The following is a 12,132-nucleotide window of genomic DNA, read 5'->3' as shown; positions in this document are numbered from 1 at the left end:
GCATGGCATCGATCGGTACCAAGAGCTACGACGCGGTCGTGGCCCAGAAAGTCGCATTCCTCGGCCTGGGCGTGATGGGCCTGCCCATGGCCGGCCACCTGGCCCGCGCCGGGCACGACGTCACCGTCTACAACCGCACGTCTTCCAAGGCCCAGGCCTGGGCCGCTGAATTCGGCGGCCGCAGCGCCATGACGCCGCGCGAGGCGGTCGCGGGCGCGCAGATCGTGTTCGCCTGCGTCGGCAACGACGATGACCTGCGCAGCGTCACCCTGGGACCCGACGGCGCCTTCGCCGGCATGGCCCCGGGCGCGGTGTTCGTCGACCACACCACCGCCTCGGCGGACGTGGCGCGCGAACTTTACGCGCAAGCCAAGGATCTTGGCCTGAACTTCATCGACGCCCCCGTGTCAGGCGGCCAGGCCGGCGCGGTCAACGGCGTTCTCACCATCATGTGCGGCGGAGAACAGGCCGTGTTCGACGCCATCAAGCCGGTGGCTCAGGCCTTTGGCCGCGCCGTGACGCGCGTGGGTCCGCCCGGAGCCGGCCAACTGGCCAAGATGGTCAACCAGATCTGTATCGCCGGCATCGTGCAGGGCCTGTCCGAGGCCGTGGCGTTCGGCCAGGCCGCCGACCTGGACATGAAGCTGGTGCTGGACGTGATCAGCAAGGGCGCGGCGCAGAGCTGGCAGATGGAAAACCGCGGCGGCACCATGGTCGACGACAAGTTCGACTTCGGCTTCGCGGTGGACTGGATGCGCAAAGATCTCGGCCTGGTGCTGGCCGAGGCCCGCCACAATGGCGCGCGTCTGCCGCTGACGGCGCTGGTGGACCAGTTCTACGGCGACGTGCAGAAAATGGGCGGCGGCCGCTGGGATACTTCCAGCCTGATCAAGCGCCTGCGGGATTGAACGCCCGCCGACATGAAAAAAGCGGACCAGCCGGGTCCGCTTTTTCGTTGCGTCAGGCGGCCTGCCGCGAGACTTGCGACGGCGCCAGGTCGAGCGCGTCGATGCGCTGGCGCGCCAGTGCCACGCCTTCGAGCGCCGCGACTTCGCCCATCGCCATGCCTTCGGCGGCGATGAACGTGACTTCATCCATGCCCAGGAAGCCCAGCATCTGCCGCAGGTACGGCGTCATGGTATCGGCGGGCGTGCCTTCCGCCTTGCCGCCGCGCGCGGTCAGCACGAACACCTGCTTACCCTTCACCAGGCCCTCGGCCACGCCTTCCGGCGTATAACGGAACGTGACGCCGGCACGGGCCACGTGGTCCAGGTAGCTCTTGAATTGGGCGGGCAGGTTGAAGTTGTAGACCGGCACCGCGAACACGATGCGATCGGCCTGCAGCAGTTCCGCAACCAGCGCGTCGCTGCGTTCGACGATGCGTTGCTGCTCCAGCGTACGCGCATCGGCGGGCGTGAACAGGGCGCCGGCGGTCGCGCCGTCGAAGTACGGCAAGGGCTCGGCGCCGATGTCGCGGGTGGTGATGACGGCAGCGGGATTGGCCTGCTTGATGCGGGCCACCATGTGATCGGCCAGCTCCTTGCTGTGCGAGCGGTTGCCGAGAATCGAGGAAAGGATGACGAGGGTCTTCATGACGTGATCTCCAGTGCGGACCGCGAAGGGCGCGGGTCCTGAATGCATGGCGTCACTGTAGACCGCTTAATTGATCACATAAACCCGGGTATGATGAACTATTCGTTCCAGGTATAGAACAATCATGCAAGATCTAAACGACCTCTACTATTTTTCCCAAGTCGTCGAACAAGGCGGTTTCAGCGCGGCGGCGCGAGCCCTGGACATTCCCAAATCACGCCTGTCGCGCCGCATCTCGCACCTGGAAGAAAGCCTGGGCGTGCGGCTCCTGCAACGCACCACCCGCCGCCTGCGCCTGACGGCCGCCGGCGAACGCTATCTGCATTACTGCCGTGAAATGGCCGCCTCGGCGCGCGCGGCCGACGACGCCATGCGCCAGTTGCAGTCAGAACCCACCGGCCCGGTGGTGGTCAGCTGCCCGGTCTCTATCGCGCAGGACGTGCTGGCGCCGCTATTGCCGGAATTCCTGGACGCCTGGCCGGCCATTTCGGTGCAGTTGCTGGTGACCAATCGCCGCGTGGACCTGATCCGCGAAGGGGTGGACCTGGCACTGCGGGTGCGCACCAAGCTCGATACCGACGCGGAACTGGTGGTGCGGCACCTGGGCACGGCGCGCGGCACGCTGGTGGCCAGCCCGGGCTACCTGCAGCGCCACGGCGCGCCCGACACGCCCCAGGACCTGGCCTCGCACACCACCCTGAGCTTCAGCGATCCGCAGAACGAGGTGCGCTGGCCGCTGCGCAACGACAAGGGCGAAGAGGTGCACATCGAACTCAAGCCGCAGCTCTCGTGCAACGACTTCATCGTGCTGGTGGAAGCCGCCGTGCGCGGCCGCGGCATCGCGTTGCTGCCCTCGATCGCGACCCAGGAAGAACTGCGCCGCGGCCAACTGGTGCCGGTGCTGCCGCAGTGGCAATCGCCGGAAGGCATCGTCCACTGCATCTATCCGTCGCGGCGCGGCATGATGCCGGCGGTGCGCACGCTGCTGGATTTCCTGTCGCAGCGCCTGCCCCCCACCTATCAGCGGCTGGAGAAGCAAGGCGCCACGGCGCCCGCCGCTCAGTAGCCGCGCTCGCGCTCGACCACGCCGGTGAGGGGTTCGCCGCGCATCAGCCGGGCGACCTTGCCGGCGATCTGCTCGATGCTTTCGTCGCGCAGCGTGCGGGCGGCGATGTGCGGCGTGACATGCACGCGCGGATCGCGCCAGAACGGATGATCCTTGGGCAACGGTTCGGTGTGGAACACGTCGAGCGTGGCGCCGGCGATTTCGCCCTCTTCCAGCATCTGCACCAGGTCTTCCTCGACCAGGTGTTCACCACGGCCGACGTTGACCAGGTGCGCCCCGGGCAGCAGTTGGCCGAGCGTGCCGCGGTTGAGGATGCCACGGGTGTCGGGCGTGAGCGGCAGCACGTTCACCAGGAAGCGGGTGCGCGCCAGGAAGGCCGGCAAGGCGTCCTGCCCGGAGAAGGACTCCACGCCGGGAATCTCGCGCGGCGTGCGCGACCAGCCCGCCACCGGATAACCGAACTCGGCCAGCGTCTGCGCCACGCGCGCGCCGACCTGGCCCAGGCCCAGAACGCCCACCGGCCAATCGGCCTGGCGCGTGCCTTCGCGGGTATCCCAGTGCTGGCGCGCCTGCGATTCGTCGAAGGCCTGGAAATCGCGCGACACGCGCAGCAGCGCGTAAAGCGCGTACTCGGCCATCTGCACCGACATGCCGGCGTCCTCCAGCCGCACGATGCGCACGTGCGGCGGAATCTCCTTCATCTTGAGCAAGGCGTCCACGCCCGCTCCCAGGTTGAACAGCGTCTCGATGCCGGTCTCGTGCTGGAACAGCTCGACCGGCGGCTTCCATACCAGGGCGACCTCGGCGCCGGATGGCGGGCCGTCGGGATTCCAGACGGAAATGCGACAGCCGGGCATGGCGGCTTGCAGGCGCGGGACCCAGACGTCGGGGTCGTGCAGGGGGCAGGCGAAGAGGATATGCATGGCGTAGATCCGGACGGGCTCGGGAAATCGCAAGCATGGGGGAAGACGGCGCACAAATCAAACGGCCCGGCGTGAAGGCCGGGCCGTTTGCGCTGCGGACAATGCCGGGTGTCAGGCCGCTTGCGGCACCTGCGGCTTGTTCTTGCCGCGGCTGCGGCGCGCGAAGGCCCACAACTGCAGCAGGATCAGCAAGGCGCTGGCGGCAATGAACCAGGCGCTGATCGGGCGTTGCACGAACACCGCCAGGTCACCGCGCGACAATAGCAAGGCGCGGCGGAAGTTTTCTTCGACCATGGGGCCCAGCACAAAGCCGAGCAGGATGGGCGCGACCGAGAATTCCAGCGTCATGAGGATGGCGCCGATCACACCGAAGGCCAGCACTTCCCAGATCTGGAAGAGGCTGTTCTGGGTACTGAACACGCCCACCGCGATGAAGAACAGCGCCGACGGGAACAGGTAGCGGTATGGCACCTGCAGCAGCTTGACCCAGACGCCGATCAGCGGCACGTTGAGCACCATCAGCAGCACGTTGCCGACCCAGAAGCTGGCGATCAGGCCCCAGAAGATGTCCGGATGCTCGGTGATCAGCTGCGGGCCGGGCTGGATGCCCTGGATCAGCAGCGCGCCCAGGATCAGCGCCATCACCGCGTCGCCGGGGATGCCCAGGCTCATCGTGGGGATGAAGTCGACCTGCGTCTTGGAGTGCGACGAGGCTTCGGGCGAGGCCACGCCCGCGATCATGCCGGTGCCGAACTGCTCGGGCGTCTTGGAGATCTTGCGTTCCAGCGCGTAGGCCACGAAGGTGGTGATGGTGGGACCGGTGCCGGGCATGGCGCCAAACAGCGTGCCCACCGCGGTGCCGCGCACCATCGGCCAGAAGGCCGTCTTCATTTCCTGCTTGCTGGGGCGCATGTCGCGCAGGCGCAGCTTGGCGCCGCTGCCGATGATGGTCATGCGGTTGACGCTCATCAGGAAGTCGGCAACGCCGAACAGGCCCATCGAGATCGCCACCAGTTCCAGGCCATCGGACAGGTCCAGCAGGCCGAACGAGAAGCGGATGGTGCCGGTGTTCACGTCGGTGCCGACCACGCCGCACATCAGGCCGAACAGCGTCATGGCCACGCCCTTGAGCGGCGAGCCGCGCGACATCGTGGCGCCGGCCAGCAGGCCCAGCAGCATGATCGAGAAGATCTCGGTCGGGCCGAACTTGAAGGCCACCTCGACCAGCAGCGGCGAGGCGAAGATCATGACGATGATGCCGACCGAGGCCGCGAAGAACGAGCAGATCATCGTGATGCCGAGCGCCGTCCCTCCCTTGCCCTGTTTGGTCAGTGGATACCCGTCAAGACACGTCACTGCGTGCGGCGGATGCGAAGGCAGGTTGAGCAGGATCGCGCCGATGGCGCCGCCGTACTGCGAGCCGTAGAAGATGCCGGCCAGCATCAGGATGGCGGGCACCGGCTGCATCACGTAGGTCAGCGGCAGCAGGATCGAGATGGCCGACAGCGCGCCCATGCCGGGCAGCACGCCGATGAGGTTGCCCACCAGCACGCCGAAGAACGACCACATCAGGTTATGGAGCTGGAACGCGACGCCGAAGCCGTACCAGAGATCGGTCAAAGCTTGAGAAATCATGGCGTATCAACCCCAGCGAAACAGCGGCAGCTGCAGTTGCAGCGCCCACCAGAAAACCACCACCGCGATCACGGACATGCCGATCGACAGCACGAATGCCTGCTTGACCGTGTTCTTGCGGTCGCCCAGGGCGGAGATGAACACGATGGCGAACGTGGCGGGCAGCAGGCCGCCGTAGTGGCCCAACAGCAGGAACGCCAGCGTCCCGAGCAGGATGCAGACGCTGCCGCGCAGGTCCGGCAGGCCGTGCGCGTGGCCATCGCCCGGCGCGGGCGGCGTGGATTCGCCGGAGCGCGCCGAGATCGCGATCAGGATCCCCGTCAGCGCCAGCAGGCCGCCCAGTGCCGCGGGGAAGAACCCCGGCCCCATGTGACTGAGCGTTCCGATGTGATAGTCCGTACCACCGTAGATCGCCCCCAACCCGACAAGGACCATCAGCGCGCCGCCGTAGTAGTCCTTTCTATTAATTGTTTTTTGCACTTCCATCCTCCTGGAGCAGGGCCGTGCGGGCCCTCGGGATGGCGCCAAGAGCGTGCGCCATCCGGCTCTTTACAACAAGCCGGCTGGCAGATTACGGAAGGAAGCTGCTAATCCGCTTTCTATGCGCTGTCGCGATCCTGAATCCGGGGGTTATCCCTGATGGAGAAAGATGCGTCGCGCCACGCGGCTCGGGGCGATGGAATGAAAGCTTGGCGGAATTATTGTTCGCCGGTGAACTCGACGTCGGCGGGACGCGGATACTGCGAAACGGTCGTCGCCAGCGGCAGCCACAGCACGGAGGCCAGGCCGACCCCGCCCTGCGCGTTGGGCTCGCCGTCGCGCAATTCGATGTCGCCATCGTTGCGGCGGGCATAGGCCCGGGCGATGGCCAGTCCCAGGCCCGAGCCGGAGGATGCCACCGGTTTGTCGGTCCCGACACGCTCGAAGCGGGCGAAGGCGCGGGCCCGCAGGAGCGGCTGCAGGCCGGGGCCGTTGTCGGACACGGCCACCTCGGCGCGGTTTTCGACCCGGCTGACCGATACCGTGATGCGCGCCCCGACGGGCGCGTAATGGATGGCGTTGTGGACCAGGTTGGACAAGGCCTCATGCAATTCGGCTTCGCTGCCGGACACGGGCGCGCCGATTTCCTGGCCCTGCGCGTTGACGGCCTGCACCCAGCCCAGATCCTGTTGTTTTTCATGCGCCAGCGGCAGGTACTGCAACACCACCTCGCGCGAGACGGCGTTCATGTCGAGCAGTTGGCGCGGCAACTGGTCCGCCTGGTTGGCGTGCGCCAGCGACAGCAATTGCTCGGTCAGGCGGCGGGTGCGGCCCAGTTGGTCGACGATGGCGCGCAAGCCTTCCTGGGCCCGCGCCGGATCGCGTTCGCGCAAGGCGTATTGCGCCTGCGTCAGCATGATGGCCAACGGCGTGCGCAACTGGTGCGAGGCGTCGGCCAGGAAATGCGACTGCTCTTCCAGCACGCGGCGGTAACGGGCGATGTGGTGATTGACGGCGTCGACCAGCGGCGCAACTTCGCTGGGCACGCGAGAGGCATCGAGCGGGGTCAGGTCGTCGGGCCTGCGGTTGCGGATGTCGGCGCGCAGGCGGCGCAGCGGCTTCAAGGCCCAGGACACCCCCCACCAGACCAGCAGCACCACGAGCGCCAGCATGCGCGCGTCGCGCAGGATTTCCTGGCGCCGGGCGCTGTTCTCGGCCTCGATGCGCTTGCCCGTGCTTTCGGCCACCAGCACCAACACCTGGCGATGCACGCCCTGGTAATACAGGTCGCGCACCAGCGATACCACCCGCACCGGGTCGTTGCGGTAGACCCCGTCGTAGAACACCGGCGGCCCGTTGGAGCGCGGCCAGCTTGGCGGGCGCGGCAGTTCGGGCATGCCCAGCAGCGTCTTGCCCTGTTCCAGGGGCACCGGCGCGCCGTCCGGCAAGGGCGGATCAATCTGTTCGATGCGGAAATACTTGCGCAGCCCGGCGCGCGATTCCAGCATGACCTGGGCGTACAGTGGCGTCGCCACCTGGAGCGAGCCGTCGGGCGTGAATTCCAGGCTGCTTTCGAGGACCCGGGCAGGCTCGACCAGCGCGCTGTCGTAGGCCTCGTTGGTGATCTCGGACAGGGTGCGGTAGTCGTTCAGGCTGTCGATGACCAGCAGCGCCACCACGCCGGGCAGCAACAGGATGATCAGCAGCGCGCGGATGCCGACCCGCGGCAACCCAGGGATCCGGAGGCTCACGAGGGCGTCAGGAGTCGGCGGCTTCGCTGGCGACGCTTTCCAGCATGTAGCCGAGCCCGCGCACCGTGACGATGCGCACGTCGCTGCCGGCCAGCTTCTTGCGCAGGCGGTGCAGCACCACCTCGATGGCGTCCGGATTGGCCTCGCTGTCGTGGGTGAAGACCTTGCCGAACAGTTGCGACTTGTCCACCGGGTAGCCGCTGCGCGTCAGCAGCGCCGCCAGGGCGGCATGCTCGCGCGGGGTCAGGAACAGCAGGGAGCCGTCGAGCGTGAAGGCGCGGCTTTCACTGTCGTACGACAGCGATCCGCACTGCAGGCGCGGATGCTGGCGGCCGCGGCTGCGGCGCACCAGCGCGGTCAGGCGGGCTTCCAGTTCTTCCAGGGCGAACGGCTTGGTCAGGAAATCGTCAGCGCCCAGGTTCAGGCCGCGGACCCGGTCCTGCAGGGCGCCCTGGGCGGTCAGCAGCAGCACCGGGGTGCGGTCATCGCGGTTGCGCATCTCACGCAGCACCACCAGGCCGTGCTTGTCGGGCAGGCGCAGGTCCATGACGATGGCGTCGTACTCGGTGCCCGCCATGAAGGCCTCGGCCGTGCGGGCGTCGGCCGCGTGGTCCGGCACGAAGCCGCTTTGCGCGAGCGCGCGCATCAGCCAGGACGCCATGTCCCGTTCATCTTCAACCAACAATATGCGCATGACCGTCCGTTCCTTCGGGCAAGTTCTCCGCCGCCCGCTGCCCATGCACGCGCTGACGCAGGTAGCGGGTTTCGTGATGACGCCGAAAGAGGATTGCCGACAACTCGTTCAACGCCTGGGTATAGACGTCCCGCTTGAACTCGATCACGGCATCCAGCGGCACCCAGTACTGGCTCCAGCGCCAGGCGTCGAATTCCGGATGCTGCGTCGCGCGCAGGCATACGTCGCTGTCACGTCCCACCAGGCGCAACAAGAACCAAATCTGCTTTTGTCCTTTATAGTGGCCACGCCACTCACGCCGGACGAAGTGATCGGGCACGTTATAACGTAACCAATCGCGTGTACGCCCCAAAATACGGACATGCTCGGGCTTCAGGCCCACCTCTTCATGGAGCTCGCGATACATGGCCTGCACCGGGCTTTCGCCGTACTTGATGCCGCCCTGCGGGAACTGCCAGGCATGTTCCCTGATACGCTTGCCCCAAAAGACCTCGTTTCTGCTATTGACGAGAATGATGCCGACATTGGGGCGGTAGCCTTCGCGGTCAAGCATGGGCCACCCCCACCGAATTCAATACAATTACAGTCGATTATACGTATCTGCTGCCACCTTTAAACATGCGCGCATCCAACTACCATATCAACACCCTGAAAGAAGCCCCTTCCGAAGCCGAAGTCGCCAGCCACCAGCTGATGACCCGGGCCGGCATGATCCGCAAGCTCGCGGGCGGGATCTACACCTACATGCCGCTGGGCCTGAAGATCATCCGCAAGGTCGAGGCCATCGTCCGCGAGGAAATGAACGCCTCGGGCGCGATCGAACTGCTGATGCCGGTAGTCCAGCCGGCCGAACTCTGGATGGAATCGGGCCGCTGGGAGCAGTACGGCGCCGAGCTGCTGCGCATCAAGGACCGGCACCAGCGCGATTTCGTGCTGCAGCCGACCTCGGAAGAGGTGATCACCGACATCGCCCGCAACGAGATCCACAGCTATCGCCAGCTGCCGCTGAATTTCTATCACATCCAGACCAAGTTCCGGGACGAGCGCCGCCCCCGCTTCGGCCTGATGCGCGGCCGTGAATTCACCATGAAGGACGCCTACTCCTTCGACCGCGACGAAGCCGGCGCCCAGAAGAGCTACGACAACATGTACGCCGCGTACATGCGCATCTTTGGCCGCCTGGGCCTGGAGTTCCGCGCCGTCGCGGCCGACACCGGCTCCATCGGCGGCACTCGCAGCCATGAATTCCAGGTGATCGCCGACACCGGCGAAGACCTGCTGGTCTACAACGCCGATTCCGACTACGCCGCCAACATCGAGCTGGCCGAGGCGCCCGGCCTGTACGCCGAGCGCGGCGCGCCCACCCAGCCCATGGCCGACGTGGCCACCCCGGGCGCCGCCAAGTGCGAAGACGTGGCCCGCCTGCTGGACCTGCCGCTGGAGCGCACGGTGAAGTCCATCGTCCTGGCCACCGATGGCGACAAGGGCAAGGTCGAGATCTGGCTGCTGCTGCTGCGCGGCGACCACGAACTGAACGAGATCAAGGCCAGCAAGCTGCCCGGCCTGGCCGGCTTCCGTTTCGCCACCGAAAGCGAAATCGTCGAGCATTTCGGCTGCAAGCCCGGCTACCTGGGCCCGGTGCGCACCGCGCGCCCGGTGCACGTCATCGCCGACCGCACCGTGGCCAACATGGCCGATTTCGTCTGCGGCGCCAACCGCGAAGACTTCCACATCCAGGGAGTGAACTGGGGCCGTGACCTGCCCGAACCCGAACAGGTGGCCGACTTGCGCAACGTGGTCGCCGGCGACCCTTCGCCGGACGGCAAGGGCACGCTGTCGATCCAGCGCGGCATCGAGGTCGGACACGTTTTCTACCTGGGTAAAAAGTACTCCGAAGCCCTCAAGGCCACCTTCCTGGACGAAACCGGCAAGCCGGCCGTGCTGGAAATGGGCTGCTACGGCATCGGCATCACCCGTATCGTCGGCGCCGCCATCGAGCAGAACCACGACGACCGCGGCATCATCTGGCCGCGCGCCATCGCGCCGTTCGAAGTCGTCATCTGCCCGGTGGGCTGGGGCAAAAGCGAAACCGTGCGTAACACCTCCCTGAAGCTGTACGAATCGCTGCTGGCGCGCGGCGTGGACGTCATCCTGGACGACCGCGACGCCCGCCCCGGCGTCATGTTTGCCGAATGGGAATTGATCGGCGCGCCGCTCCGTGTAACAGTTGGAGAACGCGGATTGAACGACGGTGTGGTGGAATTGCAGGCCCGTCGGGAAACCGAAGCGGCCAAGATTCCGGTAGAGTCCGCGCTTGAAACCGTGCTGACGAAACTCGACACGCTGTAAACCTTAAAGTAACTACGGACTTTTCGCGTCCCGACCCGCATCATCGAATCTCCCATCGTGACCGATCCGAAGTCCACCGAATCCCTCCTGCAGGTCCGTGTCTACTACGAAGACACGGACGCGGGCGGGGTGGTTTTCTACGCCAACTATTTGAAATTCCTGGAGCGCGCCCGCACCGAATGGCTGCGCGACCTGGGAGTCAATCAATCCGACCTGGCCGTCGGCGAGCAGCGCCTGTTCGTTGTCCGCGCCCTGGACATGTCTTATCGCAAACCGGCCAAGCTGGACGATTTGCTTACGATACGCAGCCGGGTCACACGACTGGGCCGCGCTTCGATACACTTCGCGCAGCGCGCAGAACGGGACGGGGAACTGCTTGCCGAAGGCAATATCCAAGTCTGCTGCGTCGATGCCGTCAACATGCGGCCGGTGGAACTACCGGCCGACGTCCGCGCCAAACTGGAATCAATTCAGGAATAACCATGCAAGCCACCAACGACATGTCGTTGCTTTCGTTGATTTCGCACGCCAGCGTGCCGGTCCAGCTGATCATGCTGATGCTCCTGGGCATCTCGATCATGTCCTGGACGTACATCTTCGCCAAGCGGCTGGCCATCAAGCGCGCCCACGCCCAGACCCGCCGTTTCGAAGACGATTTCTGGTCGGGCGGCGACCTGTCGATGCTGCAACAGGCGGTGGCCTCGCGCCGCGACGAGCAAGGTGCGCTGGCCCGCATCTTCGATGCCGGCATGACCGAGTTCCTGAAGGCCCGCCGCGGCAACGCCAGCAATGACGCCACCGCCGTGCTCGACGGCCCGCGCCGCGCCATGCGCGCCGCCTACCAGCGCGAAATGGACGCGCTGGAATCCCACTTGAACTTCCTGGCCTCGGCCGGCTCGGTTTCGCCCTACATCGGCCTGCTCGGCACGGTCTGGGGCATCATGCACGCCTTCATCGGTCTGTCGAACATGCAGCAGGCCACGCTGGCCTCGGTGGCCCCGGGTATCGCCGAAGCGCTGATCGCCACCGCCATCGGCCTGTTCGCCGCCATCCCCGCGGTGGTCGCGTACAACCGCTTCACCAACGACATCGATCGCATCTCGATCCGTTTCGACAGCTTCGTCGATGAATTCCTGAACATTCTGCAACGGCAGGTGCGCTAATGCCCTCGGTAAGCTCGCGCGGCAGGTCCGGCCGCCGCATGAAGGCCGACATCAACGTGGTGCCCTACATCGACGTGATGCTGGTGCTGCTGGTCATCTTCATGGTGACCGCACCGCTGATCACGCCGGGCCTGATCCAGCTGCCCTCGGTGGGCGCCGCGTCCGACGTTCCCGTCAAGCCGCTGGAAGTCCAGATTTCGGAAGACGGCAAGATCGCGCTGCGCATGCGCGAACCCGGCGCCACCATGCAGGACATTGCCCGTCCCGAACTGGTGGCGCAGGTGCGTTCGCGCATCACGGCGGAAACGCCGGTGGTGATCGCGGCCGACGGCAAGGTGCCCTACGAGACGGTCGTGAAGGTCATGGACGAACTGCGTACCAATGGCATCACCCGCCTGGGCCTGCTGGTGGACCAGTCCGCCGGCGGCAACCAGCCCGCCCCCGCGAAAAAACGCTAACGCGACGTCCTCCGCCGGCG

General features: G+C 66.1%; 13 protein-coding genes. 6 read left to right on the top strand and 7 right to left on the bottom strand.

The annotated features are described in order from the left end of the window. Positions 1 to 2: 2 nt before the first annotated feature. On the top strand, positions 3 to 908 hold the full coding sequence (locus ACUTAG_RS18625) for an NAD(P)-dependent oxidoreductase (RefSeq protein WP_006388752.1): 906 nt from the start codon (positions 3 to 5) through the stop codon (positions 906 to 908). A gap of 52 nt (positions 909 to 960) precedes the next feature. Here the strand turns inward: ACUTAG_RS18625 and ACUTAG_RS18620 are convergent, their stop codons facing one another. Continuing rightward, positions 961 to 1,593 (bottom strand): FMN-dependent NADH-azoreductase, encoded by a 633-nt coding sequence (locus ACUTAG_RS18620; RefSeq protein ID WP_006388751.1) that lies wholly within the window; start codon positions 1,591 to 1,593, stop codon positions 961 to 963. 124 nt (positions 1,594 to 1,717) lie between these two features. Between ACUTAG_RS18620 and ACUTAG_RS18615 the strand changes: the two genes are divergently transcribed. Beyond that, the gene (locus ACUTAG_RS18615; RefSeq protein ID WP_006388750.1) at positions 1,718 to 2,659 is read left to right on the top strand and encodes a LysR family transcriptional regulator; all 942 of its coding nucleotides are present in this window, start codon (positions 1,718 to 1,720) and stop codon (positions 2,657 to 2,659) included. Here the strand turns inward: ACUTAG_RS18615 and ACUTAG_RS18610 are convergent. From ACUTAG_RS18610 to ACUTAG_RS18585, 6 genes are all read right to left on the bottom strand, one after another. Further along, positions 2,653 to 3,582 carry a 2-hydroxyacid dehydrogenase gene (locus tag ACUTAG_RS18610; protein WP_148317521.1) on the bottom strand — a complete coding sequence of 310 codons (930 nt, stop codon included), beginning with the start codon at positions 3,580 to 3,582 and terminating at the stop codon, positions 2,653 to 2,655. The two genes, ACUTAG_RS18615 and ACUTAG_RS18610, sit on opposite strands and share 7 nt — an antisense overlap. Before the next feature lie 111 nt (positions 3,583 to 3,693). Next, positions 3,694 to 5,217 carry a tripartite tricarboxylate transporter permease gene (locus ACUTAG_RS18605; RefSeq protein ID WP_024067742.1) on the bottom strand — a complete coding sequence of 508 codons (1,524 nt, stop codon included), beginning with the start codon at positions 5,215 to 5,217 and terminating at the stop codon, positions 3,694 to 3,696. A 6-nt stretch (positions 5,218 to 5,223) separates the two neighbouring features. Further along, positions 5,224 to 5,703 (bottom strand): tripartite tricarboxylate transporter TctB family protein, encoded by a 480-nt coding sequence (locus ACUTAG_RS18600; RefSeq protein ID WP_006388747.1) that lies wholly within the window; start codon positions 5,701 to 5,703, stop codon positions 5,224 to 5,226. 212 nt (positions 5,704 to 5,915) lie between these two features. After that, positions 5,916 to 7,448 carry a sensor histidine kinase gene (locus ACUTAG_RS18595; protein ID WP_026382455.1) on the bottom strand — a complete coding sequence of 511 codons (1,533 nt, stop codon included), beginning with the start codon at positions 7,446 to 7,448 and terminating at the stop codon, positions 5,916 to 5,918. Between the two features lie 7 nt (positions 7,449 to 7,455). Next, positions 7,456 to 8,142, bottom strand: a complete 687-nt coding sequence (locus tag ACUTAG_RS18590; protein ID WP_020925157.1) for a response regulator — start codon at positions 8,140 to 8,142, stop codon at positions 7,456 to 7,458. Next, positions 8,123 to 8,695: an RNA pyrophosphohydrolase gene (locus ACUTAG_RS18585; RefSeq protein ID WP_006217428.1), complete on the bottom strand. Its 573-nt coding sequence runs from the start codon at positions 8,693 to 8,695 to the stop codon at positions 8,123 to 8,125. The genes ACUTAG_RS18590 and ACUTAG_RS18585 overlap by 20 nt, the downstream gene beginning before the upstream one ends. A gap of 65 nt (positions 8,696 to 8,760) precedes the next feature. Here ACUTAG_RS18585 and ACUTAG_RS18580 point away from each other — a divergent pair, with 65 nt between their 5' ends. The 4 genes from ACUTAG_RS18580 to ACUTAG_RS18565 are packed head-to-tail and all read left to right on the top strand — an operon-like array spanning position 8,761 to position 12,112. Then, positions 8,761 to 10,491: a proline--tRNA ligase gene (locus tag ACUTAG_RS18580; protein ID WP_006388744.1), complete on the top strand. Its 1,731-nt coding sequence runs from the start codon at positions 8,761 to 8,763 to the stop codon at positions 10,489 to 10,491. A gap of 57 nt (positions 10,492 to 10,548) precedes the next feature. After that, the gene (gene ybgC, locus ACUTAG_RS18575; RefSeq protein ID WP_006388743.1) at positions 10,549 to 10,971 is read left to right on the top strand and encodes a tol-pal system-associated acyl-CoA thioesterase; all 423 of its coding nucleotides are present in this window, start codon (positions 10,549 to 10,551) and stop codon (positions 10,969 to 10,971) included. 2 nt (positions 10,972 to 10,973) lie between these two features. Continuing rightward, a complete protein-coding gene (tolQ, locus tag ACUTAG_RS18570) occupies positions 10,974 to 11,654 on the top strand; it encodes a protein TolQ (RefSeq protein WP_006388742.1) in 681 nt (226 codons plus the stop codon). After that, positions 11,654 to 12,112, top strand: a complete 459-nt coding sequence (locus ACUTAG_RS18565) for an ExbD/TolR family protein (RefSeq protein WP_006388741.1) — start codon at positions 11,654 to 11,656, stop codon at positions 12,110 to 12,112. The genes tolQ and ACUTAG_RS18565 overlap by 1 nt, the downstream gene beginning before the upstream one ends. The last annotated feature ends 20 nt before the right edge of the window (positions 12,113 to 12,132 follow it).

This window comes from Achromobacter sp. CSND-B12, assembly GCF_052906545.1.
This window is presented reverse-complemented; position numbering and strand designations above follow the sequence as displayed.

Bases quoted from the DNA above. Each gene is read 5' to 3' on its own strand.
- ACUTAG_RS18600 (WP_006388747.1), bottom strand. From the start codon at position 5,703: ATGGAAGTGCAAAAAACAATTAATAGAAAGGACTACTACGGCGGCGCG.
- ACUTAG_RS18580 (WP_006388744.1), top strand. From the start codon at position 8,761: ATGCGCGCATCCAACTACCATATCAACACCCTGAAAGAAGCCCCTTCC.
- ACUTAG_RS18615 (WP_006388750.1), top strand. From the start codon at position 1,718: ATGCAAGATCTAAACGACCTCTACTATTTTTCCCAAGTCGTCGAACAA.
- ACUTAG_RS18605 (WP_024067742.1), bottom strand. From the start codon at position 5,217: ATGATTTCTCAAGCTTTGACCGATCTCTGGTACGGCTTCGGCGTCGCG.
- ACUTAG_RS18590 (WP_020925157.1), bottom strand. From the start codon at position 8,142: ATGCGCATATTGTTGGTTGAAGATGAACGGGACATGGCGTCCTGGCTG.
- ACUTAG_RS18585 (WP_006217428.1), bottom strand. From the start codon at position 8,695: ATGCTTGACCGCGAAGGCTACCGCCCCAATGTCGGCATCATTCTCGTC.
- ACUTAG_RS18565 (WP_006388741.1), top strand. From the start codon at position 11,654: ATGCCCTCGGTAAGCTCGCGCGGCAGGTCCGGCCGCCGCATGAAGGCC.
- ACUTAG_RS18625 (WP_006388752.1), top strand. From the start codon at position 3: ATGGCATCGATCGGTACCAAGAGCTACGACGCGGTCGTGGCCCAGAAA.
- ACUTAG_RS18610 (WP_148317521.1), bottom strand. From the start codon at position 3,582: ATGCATATCCTCTTCGCCTGCCCCCTGCACGACCCCGACGTCTGGGTC.
- ACUTAG_RS18620 (WP_006388751.1), bottom strand. From the start codon at position 1,593: ATGAAGACCCTCGTCATCCTTTCCTCGATTCTCGGCAACCGCTCGCAC.
- tolQ (WP_006388742.1), top strand. From the start codon at position 10,974: ATGCAAGCCACCAACGACATGTCGTTGCTTTCGTTGATTTCGCACGCC.